A 16,829-nucleotide genomic window follows, 5' to 3' on the forward strand; every position below is an offset into this window, starting at 1 on the left:
TCGTTACTCCGCCGCCGCCGAGGAAATGGGTGCGCCCGCACCGAAATCCTGCGGGAAATGGTCGAGCGCGCTCAGCACCGGATAAGGCGTGAACCCGCCAAGCGCGCAGAGAGATCCGAACTTCATCGTATCGCACAAATCGCGCAGCAGCTCGATCTCCTGCTCGGGAGGCCGCGCACCACCGTGGACATTGCGCATCTGGGGAAGCCGCTCGACCGCGTCGGCGGCACGGCGTTCGCCGGCAATGATACGATCGATCAGCTCGACCCCGCGCGTCGATCCGATCCGGCACGGCGTGCATTTGCCGCAGCTCTCATGCGCGCAGAATTCCATGGCGAAGCGCGCCATGTGCGCCATGTCGACGGTGTCGTCGAACACGGTGATGCCGGCATGGCCGATCAGCCCGCCGGCCGCGGCGAAGGCTTCATAGTCGAACGGCAGATCGAACATCGACGGCGGAAAATAGGCCCCGAGCGGACCGCCGACCTGGACCGCCTTGACCGGGCGGCCGCTCTCGGTGCCGCCGCCGATATCCATGACGAGTTCGCCGAGCGTGATGCCGAAACCAACTTCGAACAGCCCGCCATTCCTGACATTGCCGGCAAGCTGCACTGGCATAGTGCCGCGCGACCGGCCAAACCCGATCGCGGCATAGGCCTCGCCACCTTCGCTCAGGATGAACGGCACCGCCGCCAGGCTCAGCACGTTATTGATCACCGTCGGGCGGCCGAACAGCCCGGCAATTGCCGGCAAGGGCGGCTTGGCCCGCACCTCGCCGCGTTTGCCCTCGATCGAGTCGAGCAAGGCGGTCTCTTCGCCACAGACATAGGCCCCGGCCCCGACCCTGACTTCCAGCGCGAACGGCGCGACAATTGGCGCCGCGCGCGCAATCGCCTCGCGCATCGTGCGGATGGCGAACGGATATTCGGAACGGATATAGATGTAACCGCGCTCGGCCCCGACCGCATGGCCGGCGATCGCCATCCCCTCGATCAGGCAGAACGGATCGCCTTCCATCAGCATGCGGTCGGCGAAGGTCCCGCTGTCGCCCTCGTCGGCGTTGCACACGACATATTTGATGGGGCCCGGCGCGTCGTGGACGGTCTGCCATTTGATCCCGGTGGGAAAGCCGGCGCCGCCGCGCCCGCGCAGCCCGCTCGCCTTGACCGCGTCGACAGCGGCTTGCGGCGGCAGCGCGCGCGCCGCCGTCAGTCCGCGCCAGCCGCCATGCGCTTCGTAATCGTCCAGGCTCAACGGATCGATCACGCCGCAGCGGGCGAAGGTGAACCTTTGCTGCCGCGCGAAGAACGGCATGGCGGATACGTCGCCAAGCCGCGCGGGATGGCTGCCGTCGAGCACCAGGGTGGCATCGGCGGCCGCGACCGGGCCGAACCCGACCCTGCCTTCCGGCGTATCCACCTCGACCAGCGGCTCCAGCCGAAACAGCCCGCGGCTACCCGTCCGCACGACCTGAGCGCCGGCGGCAGAAAGAGCCTCAGCCACAGCATCGGCGCCGAGCGCGACCGCCGCCATGTCCTTGCTGACATAGACGCGCGTCATCGCGTCAATTCCCCGAGCAGGCGATCGAGCGTCGCGGGATCGATCCGCGACACCGGGACGTCGTCGATCATCGCATTGGGGCCGGTCGCGCAAAGCCCCAGGCAATAGACGGCATCGAGCGTCACCTGCCCATCTGCGCTGGTCTCGCCCATCCGCAGGCCCAACCGGTCGGTCGCAATACGCTCGATCGCCGCGGCACCGCGCGCCTGGCAACTCTCGGCGCGGCACAGCCGTACCCGGTGCCGGCCAGCGGGCTGGCGGCGGAAATCGTGGTAGAAGGTCACCACGCCGTGCACATCGGCGCGACTGATGTTAAGCGCCGATGCGATCGCCGGCACCATCAGGTCGTCGATATAGCCGAATTCCTCCTGCAGCGCGTGCAGCATCGGCAGCAGCGCGCTCTGTTCGCTGCCGAAATCCTCGACCAGGCGCGCAACGGCTGCGGCGTAATCGTTCGCATGGGTCGCATCGCTGGCGATCGACCTGTCATTCCGTGCTGCACTCACCCAGAGATTAGGAGCCCGAGCCGGCGCCAAGTCAAATCGACAATCCTTGATTTCGATAGAAAGTCTCTATCACAGCAGCGCCGCTAGCGATCGGGCAGTAGCAAGCGCGGCGCTCGCCAGCGGACCAATCGGCGCGCGATCGAGCACGATCAGGCCGATGCGGCTCGGCGGAAGCGGATCATCGAACGGAACGATCCTGGCCCAGCCGCCACTAGGGATGATTTCGGCATAAGTATCAGGAACGATCGTCGCGAACGGCCCCGCCTCGACCATTGCCAGCAAGGCGACATAGCTGTCCGCAGTCGCCGCCGGCCGCACGGCCAGTCCTTTACGCGAAAGATGATCGTCGAGGATGCGCCGGTTCTGCATGCCTTCGTGAAGCAGGCAGAGCGGGAAGGAAAGCGCCGCGCTCCAGCCGATCCCCGCGCAATCGGCGAGCGCATCGCGGTGACACAGGAACATCGCCCTTTCCGCATAGAGCGGCGCCGCCAGCACCGAGGTCGGCGGCTCGTGATCGAGATAGGTGATCCCTGCATCGAGCTCGAATGCGGCGAGCCCGCGCTCGATTTCGCGCGAGGTCAGCGATCGCACGCTCAGCACCAGATCCGCATGCGCTGCCGCGAGCGCGCGCGCGAATTGCCCGACCACCGGCATCGCCGCGGGGATGACGCCGAGGCGCAATGTGCCGGTCAGCGGCCCGTGTGCCAGTTCAGCGGCATGCTCCAGTCCTTCGATCATCGCGATGGCCTGTTGCGCCCAGGGCAGCGCCGCGCGTCCTTCGTCGGTCAACCCGGTAAAGCGCCGATCGCGCTGGATCAGCCGTCGCCCGAGCTGTTCCTCCAAGGCGGCGATGCCGGCCGACAAGGTCGGCTGCGACACGTTGCACGCCGCCGCTGCCCGGGCGAAATGCCGTTCGCGTGCGACCGCCACGAAATATTCGAGTAACCTGAGATTCACGCCGTATCGATTTACCTCGCGACGGCGGGTGTCAACCGGCGCCGGGATCTCGCAGCCCCTGCCTCACTCGCGCTCCGCTGCTGCGCCAGGGCTTTCCCCGCCTTGATCGCCCGCTATACCGACCGGCGATGAAGACGCTCGTCGATCCGTCCAATGCGCTCGCGCAGGGACTCGCTACGGTCCGCAGCCAGTTCAAGGTTCCCGCCGCTTTCCCCCCGACTGTGCTCGCCGCCGCCGAAGCGGCCGCGAAACGCGTGCCGACCGAGCATGTCGATCGCACGACCGTGCCCTTCGTCACGCTCGACCCGGCGACCTCGACCGATCTCGATCAGGCGTTCGCGATCGAAGCGGCCGGCAGCGATCTGTTGCTCCGCTATGCGATCGCCGACGTCGCCTGGTTCGTTGGCGATGGCGACGCGATCGATCTTGAAGCATGGGCACGCGGCACGACGCTCTATCTGCCCGACGGCAAAGCGGGCCTTTATCCGCCGGTGCTGGCCGAAGGCGCCGCCAGCCTGCTCCCCGACGGGCCCCGCCCCGCGATCATCTTCACGGTGCGCGTCGCGTCCGATGGGTCGGTCAAGCTCGATGGCGCCGAACGCGCGCTGATCCGCAGCCGGGCCAAGCTCGCTTATGACAGCGTCCGCGACAGCGACTTGCCGCCCGATTTCGCCGAACTCGCGCGCCGTATCACCGCCGCCGAGGATGCGCGCGGCGCCTCGCGCGTCGATCCGCCGGAACAGGAAGTGTCCGAGCAAGCCGACGGCACGTTCGAACTCCATTTCCGCCCGCGGCTGGAAGCCGAGGACCGCAACGCCGCCATGTCGCTGGCGACCAATCTGGCGATCGCCAATGCGCTCCAGGCGCACCATACCGGCCTGTTTCGCGTCATGCCCGCGCCGGACGAGCGCGCGATCCTCCGCCTGCGCAACACCGCCCGTGCGCTCAAGCTCGACTGGCCCGCCACCGTCGCGCTCGAGGATTACGAAAAGGGCCTCGACCCCAACGACCCGCGCCAGGCCGCGTTCATGCTGGCGATCCGGCGCGCGGGCGGCGGCGCCTCGTACCAGCCCTATCGCGATGGGGTCGTACCGTGGCACGCGCCGATGGCGGCGACCTATGCTCAGGCGACCGCGCCGCTGCGCCGGCTAGCCGATCGCTATGTCGTGCGCGCGACGCTGGCGATCGCCAACGGCCAGCCCGTGCCGGGCGTCGTCGTCCAGGCCTTCGAGAAGCTGCCCAGCGTGATGGCCCATGCCGACGCCACCGGCGGTCAGATCGATCGCGCCGTGATCGATCTGGGCGAAGCAGTAATGCTGAAGGACCATGTCGGCGAGATTTTCGGCGCGGTCGTAACCGACCTCGACGATCGCGGCGCGCGCATCCAGTTGAGCGACCTACCGGTCGTCGCACGAGTCGACGCGCACGGCGTCGAACCCGGCGACACGATCCGCGTGAAGCTAACCGTCGCTGACCCGGATCACCGGTCGATCACCTTCGCCAGGGTCAACTGATCAAGGAGTTTCGCTACGCGAAGCTCAATCGACCTGCGCGCCAACCAAACTTTTCTCTTCTTTGCGCCTTCGTGTCTTTGTGCGAGCCAATTATCCCGTCGGGCTCGCACCGTCGGCCTGATTTCAACTCGCACGAAGACACGAAGCCACAAAGGAGGTCCGCATTGGATACGCCCGGACTCAACCGACCCTTTCCGGCGCTAAAGAAAGCGCAGTTATGCCTGCGGCGCACTATCCCTATGTAGCGCTCTCGAAATTGGTGCATTTCCGGCGCAGCTGGCTAGGCTGCGCCCCGAAAGGTAAAGCATGGCGACCCGGCCGTTGGCCCAGACTTCCGAGACGATCGAACCCGCGGCGCTCACACACCTGCAGCGGTTGGAAGCGGAGAGCATCCATATCCTGCGCGAAGTGGTGGCCGAAGCCGAGCGTCCGGTGATGCTCTATTCGGTTGGCAAGGACAGCGCGGTCATGCTGCATCTGGCGCGCAAGGCCTTTTACCCCGCGCCGCCGCCCTTCCCGCTGCTCCATGTCGATACGACCTGGAAGTTCCGCGACATGTACGCGCTGCGCGATCGTGCCGCGCGCGAGGCCGGGATGGAATTGCTCGTCCATCACAATCCCGATGCGATGGCGCGCGGGATCAACCCGTTCGACCATGGCGCGCTCCACACCGATCTTTGGAAGACCGAGGGGCTGAAGCAGGCGCTCGACAAATATGGTTTCGACGCGGCATTCGGCGGCGCGCGGCGCGACGAGGAGAAGAGCCGCGCCAAGGAGCGCGTCTTCTCGTTTCGCTCCGCCTCGCATCGCTGGGATCCCAAGAATCAGCGTCCCGAGCTCTGGCACCTCTATAATGCGCACAAGGCCAAGGGCGAAAGCATCCGCGTCTTCCCGCTGTCGAACTGGACCGAGCTCGACATCTGGCAGTACATCCATCTCGAGGGGATCGAGATCGTTCCGCTCTATTTCTCGGCGCCGCGTCCGACGGTCGAGCGCGATGGGCTGATCCTGATGGTCGATGACGACCGCTTTCTGCTCAATCCCGGCGAAGTGCCGGTCGAACGCTCGATCCGCTTCCGCACGCTCGGCTGCTATCCGCTGACCGGCGCGGTCGAGAGCGATGCGGCGACCTTGCCGCAGATCATCCAGGAAATGTTGCTGACCACCACGTCGGAACGCCAGGGTCGCGCGATCGACAAGGATGCCGGCGGCGCGGGCATGGAGAAGAAGAAGCAGGAGGGGTATTTCTGATGCGGCGGGAGCTATCCAAGATCGTCGCCCCGGCGAAGGCCGGGGCCGCTGGCGATCGCGCCCTCCCGCCTGCCGCCGGCGATCCCGGCCTCCGCCGGGATGACGGTGATCCGTCATGACCACCCCAACCTACCGCCCTGACGCGCTCATCGCCGAGGACATCGACTCCTATCTCGCACAGCATCAGCGCAAGACGCTGCTGCGCTTCATTACCTGTGGCTCGGTCGATGACGGCAAGTCCACGCTGATCGGACGGCTGCTCTACGACAGCCGGATGATCTTCGACGATCAGCTCGCCCAGCTCGAGGCCGACAGCAAGCGGGTCGGCACGCAGGGGCAGGAGATCGATTTCGCCCTCCTCGTCGACGGGCTTGCCGCCGAGCGCGAACAGGGCATCACGATCGACGTCGCCTATCGCTTCTTCGCGACCGAAAAACGCAAGTTCATCGTCGCCGATACGCCGGGCCACGAGCAATATACCCGCAACATGGTCACCGGCGCGTCGACCGCCGACCTCGCGGTGATCCTGATCGACGCGCGCAAGGGCGTCCTCACCCAGACGCGGCGTCATTCGTACCTCGCCCATTTGATCGGCATCCGCCACATCGTGCTGGCGGTGAACAAGATGGATTTGGTGGGCTACGATCAGGCAACGTACGATGCGATCGTCGCCGACTATGCCGACTTCGCGACCAGCATCGGTATCGAGCACTTCACCCCAATCCCGATTTCGGGGTTCAAGGGCGATAACGTCACCGCTTTGTCGGGCAACACGCCCTGGTATGTCGGCCCGACGCTGATCGAGTATCTCGAGACGGTCGAACTCGACAGCGAGACCGACCGCGCCAAACCGTTCCGCATGGCTGTGCAATGGGTCAACCGTCCCAATCTCGATTTCCGCGGCTTTGCCGGATTGATCTCCGAAGGGACGATCGCGCCGGGCGACGCTGTGCGCATCCTGCCCTCGGGGAAGACCACCCGGGTCGAGCGCATCGTGACCTTGGATGGTGATCTCGACGTCGCGGTCGCTGGCCAGTCGGTCACCCTGACGCTGGCTGACGAGATCGATTGCTCGCGCGGTGACGTGATCGCCGCAGCCGATTCCCCGCCCCAAGCGGCCGACCAGTTCGAAGCGACGATCGTGTGGATGGCCGACGAGGAACTGCTCCCCGGGCGCGGTTATTGGCTCAAGCTCGGCACGCAGACCGTCAGCGCGCAGATCCACCAGCCGAAATATCAGGTCAACGTCAACACGCTCGAGCAGATCGCGACCAAGACGCTCGATCTCAACGCGATCGGCGTCGCCAATCTGGTCACCGACAAGCCGTTGGTGTTCGAGCCCTATGCCGACAGCCGCGATCTCGGCGGGTTCATCCTGATCGACAAGCTGACCAACGCCACCATTGCCGCGGGTATGCTGCACTTCGCGTTGCGTCGCGCGCGCGACGTCCATTGGCAGTCGATCGACATCGGCCGCGCCGCGCACGCGCAGCAGAAGGGTCAAGAGCCCAAGGTGCTGTGGTTCACCGGCCTGTCGGGTTCGGGCAAGTCGACCATTGCCAATCTGGTCGAGAAGAAGCTCTACGCGCTCGGACGCCACTCCTATCTGCTCGACGGCGACAATGTCCGCCACGGGCTCAACAAGGATCTGGGCTTCACCGATGCCGACCGCATCGAGAATATCCGCCGGGTCGGCGAGGTGGCCAAATTGATGACCGATGCCGGGCTGATCGTCCTGACCGCCTTCATCTCGCCGTTCCGCGCCGAGCGCGATATCGTACGCGCGATGCTGCCCGAAGGCGATTTCGTCGAGATATTCGTCGACACACCGATCGAGGTCGCCGAAGCGCGCGACGTCAAGGGGCTCTACAAGAAGGCGCGCTCGGGCGAGATCCGCAACTTCACCGGCATTTCGAGTCCCTATGAACGCCCCGAGCGGCCCGATATCCGGGTCGACACGACGCGCGAAACGCCCGAAGCGGCGGCCGAGCGCATCGTCGAGCATATCATGGGCGTGTGGAGCCCCGACCTGTGAGCTGGACCCAGGCCGACGCCGATTTCGCGGCGGAGATTGCCGCGGCGGCAGGCAAATTGCTGCAGGAAGTCCGCGCCTCACGCACCTGGGATGCCAAGGAACTGGGCAAGGTTGGCGACGCCGCCGCCAATGAATTACTGTGCCACGCCATCGGCACCGAGCGGCCCGACGACGGCCTGTTGTCGGAAGAGCGCAAATGCGACGGCAGCCGCCTGGCGAAGTCGCGGACCTGGATCATCGATCCGGTCGACGGCACGCGCGAATATGGCGAGGAACGCGACGATTGGGCGGTCCATGTCGCCCTCTGCATCGATGGACGGCCCGAGCTGGGCGCGGTCGCGCTGCCCGACGCCGGTCTGGTGCTGCGCTCGGACGCTCCCCCTGCCCTGCAGCCGCTCAACGACCCGCCGCGCATGGTAGTCAGCCGCACGCGCCCGGCGCCCGAGGCGATCGCAGTCGCCGAAGCGATCGGCGCCGAATTGGTGCCGATGGGATCGGCCGGCGCCAAGGCGATGGCGGTCGTCCGCGGCCTCGCCGATATCTACCTTCATTCCGGCGGGCAGCATGAATGGGACAATGCGGCGCCGGTCGCGGTTGCCCTCGCCGCCGGCCTGCACGCGACGCGGCTCGACGGATCACCCTTCGTCTATAATTGCGCCGAGACCTGGGTCCCCGATCTGCTGATCTGCCGCAAGGAGTTGCTCGCCCAGGTGACAGACGCGTTGCGTGCGACGGCCGTGGCCGGCTGATCGAAACTTCCGCATCTCAAGCAGAGACCGCTCTTCAGCGACGATTTGTCTCGCTTGGGCTAGCCAGTATAGTGGCGCCATGACCGTCGACCCCGCCCGCCAGACGCCACGCTTCGCGCGGCGCCGCGGCGAGATTCTCGACGTCGCCTCGAACCTCATCAATGTACACGGCACGCGTGGCATGACGCTGACCGCGGTCGCCAAGGCACTCGGGCTCGATACGTCGAGCGTGACCTATTATTTCAAACGCAAGGACGTGCTGGCGGCGGCCTGTCTGGAGCGCACCTTGCTTCGCCTGCGCGACAGCGCGGCGACGGCCGCGCACGGGCCCGATCCCCGCTCGCGCGCCCGCGCTTTCCTGCACGACCAGTTCGAACTGCATCTTCGCCAACGGCTGCCGGGCGCGACGAAACTGGCGCTGCTGTCCGATATGCGTGCGCTCGACCCCGACACGCGCGCGCCGCTCGATGCGCTCTACACCGAGATGGCGCGGCTGGTGCGTGGCTTTTTCGACGCCGGCGAAGCGCCCGAGGCGGAATCGCGCACGCTCATTGCCAGCTCGATCCTGATCCACAATGTGCATTGGCTGCCGGCCTGGCTGCCGCATTATCTCGAACGCGACCTCGATCGGGCCGAGGCGCGGTTGTTCGACATCCTCGATCGCGGTCTTGCTGCCGCCCGCGACTGGCCGGTCGACATCGCCCCGCTCGATCCGCCGGACGGCGGTGACGCGCAGACGCGCTTCCTCCATGCCGCCACCAATTTGATCAATCGCGAAGGCTATGTCGGCGCGAGCGTCGAAAAGATCGCCGCCGAGCTCGGCGTGTCGACCGGCAGCTTCTATCATCACCTCGAGAACAAGGACGATCTGGTCGTCGCCTGTTTCGACCGCAGCTATGCGTTGCTCGACACGGCCCAGGCGCGCGCTGACGCGTCCGGCAACGATGAAGGCGAGCGGTTGGCGATCATGGTGTCGAGCCTTGTCGCGCTGCAATTCGCCGCCGACAGCCCGTTGCTGCGCACCAGCGCCTACCAAGCGTTGCCGATCGACCTGCGCGAACAGATGCTGCAGCGGACCGACCGCGTCACGCGGCACATCGCCGGCACTATCGCCGACGGCGTCGCCGACAGATCGGTTCGCGCGGTCGATCCGGAGATTGCGGGGCACGCGATCATGGCCGCGATCGACGCCGCCGCATCGTTGCGGCGTTGGGCGGGACAGCACCCGCTGGGCGATGCCGTCGCGCAATTCTCCGCGGCCTTGCGCTCCGGCATCTTCTGATCTTAGTCGTCTCGCGAGGAGAACCAGGTGCCCATCTACGAACTCGACGGGAAAGTCCCGGTCATCGGCAGCGGCGTGTGGATCGCCCCCGACGCGCATGTCATCGGCGAGGTCGTGCTGGGCGACAATGTCGGCGTGTGGTTCGGCACAGTGATCCGCGGCGACACCTCCCTGATCGCCGTCGGCAGCGGTACCAACGTCCAGGATGGGACGATGCTGCATTCCGATTATGGCGTGCCGCTGACGATCGGTGAGGATTGCACGATCGGCCATCACGCGATTCTGCACGGCTGCACCGTCGGCAATCGAGTCCTGGTCGGCATGGGAGCGACCGTCCTCAACCAGGCGGTGATCGGCGACGAATCTGTGATTGGCGCCAACGCCTTGATCACCGAGGGCAAGACGTTCGAGACTGGCAGCCTGATCGTCGGCTCGCCGGCGCGCGCGACCAAGACGCTCGACCCCGGCAAGCGCGCGTTCCTGAAGGCGTCGGCGGAGCATTACATCGCCAATGCGCATCGTTTCGCGAAAGGGCTGAAGCGGATCGACTGATCCGCACCAGACTCCGGAGTCCCAATCGTCACCCCCGCCTTGTGCCCGTTCGAGTTTTGGCTTGCCCCCGGCAAGCCAAGATCGTGTCCGGGGGACAGGATCTCGCTCGAACGCCAACCCTCCACAACGGAATCCAGCCGCCGTTCCGCGTTGGATGCCGGGACAAGCCCGGCATGATGATCGTGGCTTAGATTAGCCCCTCAGTTCCCCTTCGCCGCCCAGGCCATCACCCCCGCTCGCAGCCGATCCGCCGCAGCCTTGCGCACGGCGATCGTCGCCAGCGCGCGCTTGGCGCCACCGCGCGATGCCGCCGGCAGGTTCTTCTCGGCATAAGCGGTGATCTTGCCCGGCATCGCCGGATCGTTCGACCCCGCTCCCAGGCGGACGATATAGCCAGCGCGCGTGCTCGCTTCGAGGAAGCCGTTGACCATGTCGGCGTTGGCGACGGCATAGTCGAACGCCAAATCGGGATTCCCGCCCGCCACTGCGCCCAGGATCACCGGCTTTTGCTGCGCGGTCAGCACGTCGGTCTTGAGTAGGTCGAGCGCCTTCTGCGCCAGCGCAGGATCACGCGTCGCCCCGAGCAGGCGGACGTATTCGTTCTTCACGACTGGATTCGTCTCCGCTTTGGTCAGCGCGAGCAGCGCGTCCCAATCGGCCGGCGTCGCATTGCGGGCGAAGGTGGCGAGGATCGGCGCGCGGATCGCCGGCGGGATCGCCGAGCTATCGGTGCGGAGTTTGGCGAAATAGGCGCGGGCCCGACTCAGCACGTCCGGATCGCCGGCCGCCCCCAGGCGCCCGACCAGATCCTCGCGCAAATTGGTTACCAGCGGCGACTCGCCGGCCTTGGCCTCGTAACCGATCGACGCGAGCACCGGATCGAGCCGCCTGATCGTCAGCGCGTTGACCTGAGCGCGGAGCGGACTGCCTTCATAGAGGCCGGACAGCGAACCCAGCTCGGCCGAGAGCAGCGACCATTCGAGCGGGCTGGCATCGTTCGGCACCGCGGCAAACGTCGCCGCCCAGGCTGAGAAATCCTGATCGCCCGATCGCGCCAGCGCGAAATCGTCGCCCAACGTTCCCAGCCGATCGGCGAGCGCTAGCTTGGCGTAGTCAGCAACCAGCGCCGCATGGGCGTCGCCCGCATAGCGCGCGCGCAAATAGCTGCCCTTGCCGACGTTGAGTACCACCGGGCCGCAGCCCGGCATGGTGACGTTGGTCGACGCACCGGTCGCGATCGCCCGTACCGGCTCGCCGCCGACCGTCCCGACCCGCAACGGCACACGCCAAGTCGTCGCTGTTTTGGACGCCTCGTCCAGCCCGAACCGACCCTGCGCCAGCGTCGCAACGGTCTGACCGTTGACGCACTTGCCCGACGTGAGCGTCACCATCGGCACGCCGCCCTGCAAGGTGAAATCGTGCGCACTATCCTTGATCTTGACGCCCGACGCCGCTTCCAGCTCGTCCCACAACATATCGGTCGAGGTGTTGCCGTATTTGTATTTCGCCATGTAGCGGCGGATGCCGTCCCGGAACTTGTCCGGACCCAGCACCGACTCGATCATCGTTATGACCGCCTGGCCCTTTTGATAGGTGATGCCGTCGAACGCTTCGCCAATCTGATCGACGGTTTCGACATGGCGGATGATCGGGTGCGTCGCGCTGGTCGCGTCAGTCCCGATTGCGCCTTCGCGGTCGAACGCTACCGCCGATTCGCGGGCGAACCAGTCGGGATTGAGATCACCCGAGGTCTTGTTCTCCATCCACGAGGCGAAGCCCTCGTTGAGCCACAGATCGTCCCACCAGCTCATGGTGACGAGGTCGCCGAACCATTGGTGCGCCATTTCATGCGCGACCACGGCGAAGATGCGCTGCTTGTCGCTCTCGGTCGCGCGCTTCGGGTCGAACAGGAGCTCCGGCTCGAAATAGAAGATCGCGCCCCAATTCTCCATCGCACCGAAGAATTGCGACGAGCCCGGACCAGCGATCATGTCAAGCTTGGGCAGCGGATAAGGCTGGCCGAAATAGTCGTTATAATAGGTCAGCAGCCGCTTGGCCGAGGCGAGCGCGTAATCGCCCTGATCCTTGACGCCCTTGCGCGTGATGACGCCGATCTCGGTCTTGCCGGCCATCACGGTCTTGCGCTCCATGTCCCCCATGCCGAGGAACAGGAGGTAGCTCGACATGATCGGGCTCTGCCGGAAGCTATAGAGTTGGGTGCCGTCGGGACGGTTGGTCATGGTGGCGGGCATGTTGGAGAAAGCGAGCTGCCCCTTGGGCGCCACCGCCGACAGCTTGAACTTGGCCTTGAAGCTGGGCTCGTCCCACATCGGCGCGAAACGGCGCGCATCGGGCGCCTCGAACTGGGTCGCGAGCATCCGCGCCTTCGACCCGTCGTCATTGGTGTAATCGATCGCGAAGAAGCCGGCGGCCGATTCGTTGATCTTGCCAGTCCAGGCGAAGGTAATGACGTGGTTGCCAAGCTTGGCCGGCGCCGGGAGCGTCAGGGTCAATTGCTGCGCATCGTTGTCGAGCTTGAATGGCACCGCCTTGCCGTCGATCGTCGCGCGGCTGATCGTCATGTCGGCGGCATTGAGGATGATCGTGCTGGTCGCCTTCTTCACCGTGACGTTGACCGTCTCGGTGCCGGTGAAGGTCATCTTCTGCGCGTCGGGATCGACTTTGATGTCGTAGGACACCGGCACGACGTCTGTCGGCAGTCGCGCTGCGGCGAGCGCCGGCGTGGAGACGGTGGCGAGCAGCAGCGCGGCAGTGACGGCGATCTTCATGCGATTCTTGGACCTTGGTGATATGGTGTATTGTTTGGCCATAACGCGGTGCGTGCGAATGGCAAATGGATCGATTCGGCCCGATTCGCCCATTCCGTACCGTCAATTCGAAAATTTGTCCGGGCTGCTGGACTGTGGTTTCGGTTGCGCTATGAAACCGGCATGAGGACGCCGATATTCGATCGCCTGCGCCTGCCCGTGATCGGGTCGCCGCTGTTCATCATCTCCGGACCCGATTTGGTAATCGCCCAGTGCAAGGCGGGAATCGTCGGGTCCTTTCCGGCCTTGAACGCGCGGCCGCAGACCCTGCTCGACGAATGGCTGCATCGGATCACCGAGGAACTCGCGGCGTGGAATCGCGACAATCCCGATCGCCCCGCCGCCCCCTTCGCCGTCAATCAGATCGTCCACAAGTCGAACGACCGGCTGGAAGGCGACCTCGCCATCTGCGCGAAATGGCAAGTGCCGATCACCATCACGTCGCTCGGCGCGCGCGAGGAACTCAATCAGGCCGTGCACGCTTGGGGCGGGATCACGCTTCATGACATTATCGACGACCGTTTCGCGCGCAAGGCGATCGAAAAGGGCGCCGACGGGCTGATCGCGGTCGCGGCGGGCGCCGGTGGCCATGCCGGACGCCTGTCGCCCTTCGCGATCACCCAGGAAATCCGGCAATGGTTCGATGGCCCGCTGGTCCTGTCGGGCGCGATCGCGACCGGCGGCGCGGTGCTTGCCGCTCAGGCGATGGGCGCCGACCTCGCCTATATCGGCTCGCCTTTCATCGCGACCGACGAAGCCAATGCCGTCGAGGCCTACAAACGGGGCATCGTCGAGAGCAAGGCGGCGGACATCGTCTATTCGAACCTGTTCACCGGCGTGCACGGCAATTATCTGCGCGGCTCGATCGTCGCGGCGGGCATGGATCCCGACAATCTGCCGGAAGGCGATCTCAGCACGATGAACTTCGGCGGCAATCGCGAGGCGAAGGCCTGGAAGGACATCTGGGGATCGGGCCAGGGCATCGGCGTGATCGACAAGGTCGAGTCGGTCGCCGCACGCGTCGATCGGCTTGAAGCAGAGTATAAGGCAGCGAAGGCGCGCATTGCCGCGCTGTAACCCTCACATAGTGCGACGGGCGATGACGACCTTCTAAAACGCCATCGCCAGACGGGCCTGCATCCACTGCACCGGGCTATCGGCGGGCAACGAGTCGGCCTGCGCGCCGTCCAGACGCGCGACGCGACGATGGAGATCGATGCTGGCGGTAATCAACGCGCGCGCATCGGCCGGCATCTGCTCGATCACCCCGCGGTCGGTGATCGGCGCATCGCCAAGACGCCGCGCGGGATCGAGCGCGTCGCGTGGCGACAATTCCCCCGAATCGACCGCGCGCTGGGTCAGCAGCCAGGCGATGACGTGCATCAGCCGCGTCGTCACCTTGAGCGATTCGCACGAGAAGGTGACGCGACCGAGCGGATCCAGCGCCTCGCGCTCGACGCGCGCGCCCTGGTCGAAATAGCCGCGCGCCTCGTCCGCCAGCACCATCGCCTCGACGTAGAGCGAGTCGATCATTTTGCGATGGATGCGCAGTTCGGTGACTTCACCTGTCATGCGCAATACGATTGCCACAAACGACGGTTCCCGCAAGCGGCGAAAGGACCACCGCGTCCCAAATTCGATCAGGGCCGGATTCGATCACGCGATGATGTCGGGAATCAACTGGTTCTCCAGCGCGGTAACCTCATCCTTCAGCAACAGCTTGCGCTTCTTCAGCCGGGCGATCTGGAGCTGGTCGCTCGACCCCAATACCCGCAACGCCTCGATCGCCGAGTCGAGGTCGCGATGCTCGGTCCTGAGGGCGTCCAGCCGTTTGTGGATCTGCGCTTCGTCCATCGCTCTTCGCGTCCTTTGGGCCCTCGACGACCGCTCTGTCGCCAAAACGATGCGCCGCGTCGAATCGAAAGTGAAATCGATGGCGACAAATCGCGCGACTCGTGTTCTATTGGTCCACCCACCTTGATGAAGGAGGTCGCTCCCATGCAGAACTCGCACCTTTCAGCTCTTGAGGCGAAGCATTTGGTGTTGGACCGGCAGATCACAGCCGAAAGCCAGCGCCCAGCGCCCGACACCCGCATCCTCGCGAATCTCAAGAAGCAGAAATTGCGTGTGAAGGAAGCAATCGCGGCGATCTGATCCCGCGTGCACCGGGGCCCGGGTGCGATGCGCCCGGGTCGTCCCGTCAGAATAGCGGCTTGATCGGCTTGTCCTTGACCGGACCCGAGTTGGCTACGACCGGCTTGCGCGCGGCCTGAGGATCGATCGGGTGATCGAATGCCACGCCGGCGCGGCCAGCCGCGATCCAGGCGATGCGGCCATTGACCCAACCGACGCCGCGCACCTCTATCTCGACCATCGTACCGATATCGATCGGCTTGGGCACGTCGGCCATCAGTCCGCCGGATGACAGGTTACGGACGCGCACCTGCGTGGTTTCAGTCGAGCCTTCGATGCGAAACCGCGCCACCAGCAACAGACTGTCGCGCGCGTCGTTACGCTGTGCCACCGCGTCTTCGGCGCCGCCGTCGGTTAAGGGATCGTGCGAAACGTGGTCCATATGCCTGCCAAAAACGCGTCCATGCCGCCCGCGAACGCTTAGGCCGAAAGATTATCGAAAGCGTTAAACCGCAGGCCCAACGAAAAATCCGATCCAGAACGGATCGGATCAGTCCTCGCGCGACACTTTCTCGTTGCGCTCGTGACGCTCCTGCGCCTCGACGGTCATCGTCGCGATCGGTCGCGCCTCGAGCCGGCCGAGCGAGATCGGTTCGCCGGTGACTTCGCAATAGCCGTATTCGCCTTCATCGAGCCGGCGCAGCGCGGCATCGATCTTGGAGATCAACTTGCGCTGGCGATCGCGCGTGCGCAATTCGATCGACCAGTCGGTCTCGCTCGATGCGCGGTCGGTTAGATCCGCCTCGCGCAGCGGCTCGACCTGAAGCTGCGACAGCGTCGTTTCCGCTTCCTTGAGGATCGCTTCCTTCCAGCGCAGCAGCTTGTCGCGGAAATATTCCTGCTGACGCGGATTCATAAAAGGTTCGTCAGGGCTCGGCCGATAGCCGTCGCCATCGTTGGCCGGTACGCTGAAACTGGAATCATCCATGCGATTCAAAGCCGTTGCCATCCCCACTCTCCGTTTGGCCCTTGGAACACTGTTCCCGTGCGCCTGTCGGACCCCTAATGACGAGCGGGCCTATAGCGGCGTGGAAGCGGCTCCACAAGCGATTGGCGACAAACAAAAAGCCCGTCGCGTCCGCGGCACGATAATGGGGAGTTGATGACGACGGCGTGAACCGCCCCTTCACCCTTTGGTCACATGTCGAGACCCTGGATCGGGCGAAGAAGTTAACCCAGGCCGTATCACAATGACACGTTAACCATAACCGCACCTCCATCGATCGATATAAAGATCAAATCGGGCGACTATAATTGGTTAACGGAATTGCGCTTAATTCTTTGTTTTGCACTATCGCACTAGCAGCGAAGTAACTGCGAGAATCACCACCGTCTCTGTGGGGTCAGCGACGGTTAGAGAGAAAGTAGACGCGATGTCTGTCCGGATGGCGATGGCTAAACT

Annotated in this window: 16 protein-coding genes; 8 read left to right on the top strand and 8 right to left on the bottom strand. The window is 65.0% G+C overall.

Annotated elements, in window-relative coordinates; translation table 11 throughout:
• Window positions 1–3: 3 nt before the first annotated feature.
• From AC1DRD_RS08440 to AC1DRD_RS08450, 3 genes are all read right to left on the bottom strand, one after another.
• A complete protein-coding gene (locus AC1DRD_RS08440) occupies window positions 4–1,560 on the bottom strand; it encodes an NADH-ubiquinone oxidoreductase-F iron-sulfur binding region domain-containing protein (protein WP_478041037.1) in 1,557 nt (518 codons plus the stop codon).
• Window positions 1,557–2,039, bottom strand: a complete 483-nt coding sequence (locus AC1DRD_RS08445) for a formate dehydrogenase subunit gamma (protein WP_478041212.1) — start codon at window positions 2,037–2,039, stop codon at window positions 1,557–1,559. Before AC1DRD_RS08445 ends, AC1DRD_RS08440 begins: the two co-directional genes overlap by 4 nt.
• 96 nt (window positions 2,040–2,135) lie before the next feature.
• On the bottom strand, window positions 2,136–3,023 hold the full coding sequence (locus AC1DRD_RS08450; protein WP_478041038.1) for a LysR family transcriptional regulator: 888 nt from the start codon (window positions 3,021–3,023) through the stop codon (window positions 2,136–2,138).
• A gap of 128 nt (window positions 3,024–3,151) precedes the next feature.
• Here AC1DRD_RS08450 and AC1DRD_RS08455 point away from each other — a divergent pair, with 128 nt between their 5' ends.
• The 6 genes from AC1DRD_RS08455 (at window position 3,152) to AC1DRD_RS08480 (ending at window position 10,406) form a co-directional block, all read left to right on the top strand.
• Window positions 3,152–4,537, top strand: a complete 1,386-nt coding sequence (locus AC1DRD_RS08455; RefSeq protein WP_478041039.1) for an RNB domain-containing ribonuclease — start codon at window positions 3,152–3,154, stop codon at window positions 4,535–4,537.
• A 306-nt stretch (window positions 4,538–4,843) separates the two neighbouring features.
• Window positions 4,844–5,788, top strand: a complete 945-nt coding sequence (gene cysD, locus AC1DRD_RS08460) for a sulfate adenylyltransferase subunit CysD (RefSeq protein WP_478041040.1) — start codon at window positions 4,844–4,846, stop codon at window positions 5,786–5,788.
• Window positions 5,789–5,903: 115 nt separating this feature from the next.
• Window positions 5,904–7,823, top strand: coding sequence for a sulfate adenylyltransferase subunit CysN (cysN, locus tag AC1DRD_RS08465; RefSeq protein WP_478041041.1), 1,920 nt, complete (start codon window positions 5,904–5,906; stop codon window positions 7,821–7,823).
• Window positions 7,820–8,572 (top strand): 3'(2'),5'-bisphosphate nucleotidase CysQ, encoded by a 753-nt coding sequence (locus AC1DRD_RS08470; protein ID WP_478030372.1) that lies wholly within the window; start codon window positions 7,820–7,822, stop codon window positions 8,570–8,572. The genes cysN and AC1DRD_RS08470 overlap by 4 nt, the downstream gene beginning before the upstream one ends.
• 79 nt (window positions 8,573–8,651) lie before the next feature.
• Window positions 8,652–9,854 (top strand): TetR/AcrR family transcriptional regulator, encoded by a 1,203-nt coding sequence (locus AC1DRD_RS08475; RefSeq protein WP_478041042.1) that lies wholly within the window; start codon window positions 8,652–8,654, stop codon window positions 9,852–9,854.
• Window positions 9,855–9,881: 27 nt separating this feature from the next.
• Entirely contained in the window at window positions 9,882–10,406 is a 525-nt protein-coding gene (locus AC1DRD_RS08480; RefSeq protein WP_478041043.1) for a gamma carbonic anhydrase family protein, read from the top strand.
• A gap of 200 nt (window positions 10,407–10,606) precedes the next feature.
• Here the strand turns inward: AC1DRD_RS08480 and AC1DRD_RS08485 are convergent, their stop codons facing one another.
• Window positions 10,607–13,195 (bottom strand): M1 family metallopeptidase, encoded by a 2,589-nt coding sequence (locus AC1DRD_RS08485; protein WP_478041044.1) that lies wholly within the window; start codon window positions 13,193–13,195, stop codon window positions 10,607–10,609.
• Between the two features lie 162 nt (window positions 13,196–13,357).
• Between AC1DRD_RS08485 and AC1DRD_RS08490 the strand changes: the two genes are divergently transcribed.
• Window positions 13,358–14,311 carry an NAD(P)H-dependent flavin oxidoreductase gene (locus tag AC1DRD_RS08490; RefSeq protein WP_478041045.1) on the top strand — a complete coding sequence of 318 codons (954 nt, stop codon included), beginning with the start codon at window positions 13,358–13,360 and terminating at the stop codon, window positions 14,309–14,311.
• A 33-nt stretch (window positions 14,312–14,344) separates the two neighbouring features.
• Here the strand turns inward: AC1DRD_RS08490 and AC1DRD_RS08495 are convergent, their stop codons facing one another.
• Both AC1DRD_RS08495 and AC1DRD_RS08500 read right to left on the bottom strand, forming a co-directional pair.
• Window positions 14,345–14,806, bottom strand: coding sequence for a DUF1465 family protein (locus AC1DRD_RS08495; RefSeq protein ID WP_478030381.1), 462 nt, complete (start codon window positions 14,804–14,806; stop codon window positions 14,345–14,347).
• 84 nt (window positions 14,807–14,890) lie between these two features.
• Window positions 14,891–15,088 carry a YdcH family protein gene (locus AC1DRD_RS08500; protein ID WP_066811480.1) on the bottom strand — a complete coding sequence of 66 codons (198 nt, stop codon included), beginning with the start codon at window positions 15,086–15,088 and terminating at the stop codon, window positions 14,891–14,893.
• A 144-nt stretch (window positions 15,089–15,232) separates the two neighbouring features.
• Between AC1DRD_RS08500 and AC1DRD_RS08505 the strand changes: the two genes are divergently transcribed.
• On the top strand, window positions 15,233–15,388 hold the full coding sequence (locus tag AC1DRD_RS08505; RefSeq protein ID WP_478030382.1) for a YdcH family protein: 156 nt from the start codon (window positions 15,233–15,235) through the stop codon (window positions 15,386–15,388).
• Between the two features lie 46 nt (window positions 15,389–15,434).
• Here AC1DRD_RS08505 and AC1DRD_RS08510 read toward each other — a convergent pair whose 3' ends face one another.
• Both AC1DRD_RS08510 and dksA read right to left on the bottom strand, forming a co-directional pair.
• The gene (locus AC1DRD_RS08510; protein ID WP_478030384.1) at window positions 15,435–15,809 is read right to left on the bottom strand and encodes a PilZ domain-containing protein; all 375 of its coding nucleotides are present in this window, start codon (window positions 15,807–15,809) and stop codon (window positions 15,435–15,437) included.
• Window positions 15,810–15,917: 108 nt separating this feature from the next.
• Window positions 15,918–16,376, bottom strand: a complete 459-nt coding sequence (dksA, locus tag AC1DRD_RS08515; protein WP_478030385.1) for an RNA polymerase-binding protein DksA — start codon at window positions 16,374–16,376, stop codon at window positions 15,918–15,920.
• Between the last annotated feature and the right edge of the window lie 453 nt (window positions 16,377–16,829).

The sequence above is a fragment of the Sphingomonas sp. P4_G2 genome (assembly GCF_056401155.1).

What these genes read in the sequence shown, in the direction of transcription:
- AC1DRD_RS08490 (WP_478041045.1), top strand. Translation starts at nt 13,358, where the DNA reads ATGAGGACGCCGATATTCGATCGCCTGCGCCTGCCCGTGATCGGGTCG.
- AC1DRD_RS08485 (WP_478041044.1), bottom strand. Translation starts at nt 13,195, where the DNA reads ATGAAGATCGCCGTCACTGCCGCGCTGCTGCTCGCCACCGTCTCCACG.
- AC1DRD_RS08455 (WP_478041039.1), top strand. Translation starts at nt 3,152, where the DNA reads ATGAAGACGCTCGTCGATCCGTCCAATGCGCTCGCGCAGGGACTCGCT.
- cysD (WP_478041040.1), top strand. Translation starts at nt 4,844, where the DNA reads ATGGCGACCCGGCCGTTGGCCCAGACTTCCGAGACGATCGAACCCGCG.
- AC1DRD_RS08495 (WP_478030381.1), bottom strand. Translation starts at nt 14,806, where the DNA reads ATGACAGGTGAAGTCACCGAACTGCGCATCCATCGCAAAATGATCGAC.
- AC1DRD_RS08475 (WP_478041042.1), top strand. Translation starts at nt 8,652, where the DNA reads ATGACCGTCGACCCCGCCCGCCAGACGCCACGCTTCGCGCGGCGCCGC.
- cysN (WP_478041041.1), top strand. Translation starts at nt 5,904, where the DNA reads ATGACCACCCCAACCTACCGCCCTGACGCGCTCATCGCCGAGGACATC.
- AC1DRD_RS08505 (WP_478030382.1), top strand. Translation starts at nt 15,233, where the DNA reads ATGCAGAACTCGCACCTTTCAGCTCTTGAGGCGAAGCATTTGGTGTTG.
- dksA (WP_478030385.1), bottom strand. Translation starts at nt 16,376, where the DNA reads ATGGCAACGGCTTTGAATCGCATGGATGATTCCAGTTTCAGCGTACCG.
- AC1DRD_RS08510 (WP_478030384.1), bottom strand. Translation starts at nt 15,809, where the DNA reads ATGGACCACGTTTCGCACGATCCCTTAACCGACGGCGGCGCCGAAGAC.
- AC1DRD_RS08440 (WP_478041037.1), bottom strand. Translation starts at nt 1,560, where the DNA reads ATGACGCGCGTCTATGTCAGCAAGGACATGGCGGCGGTCGCGCTCGGC.
- AC1DRD_RS08500 (WP_066811480.1), bottom strand. Translation starts at nt 15,088, where the DNA reads ATGGACGAAGCGCAGATCCACAAACGGCTGGACGCCCTCAGGACCGAG.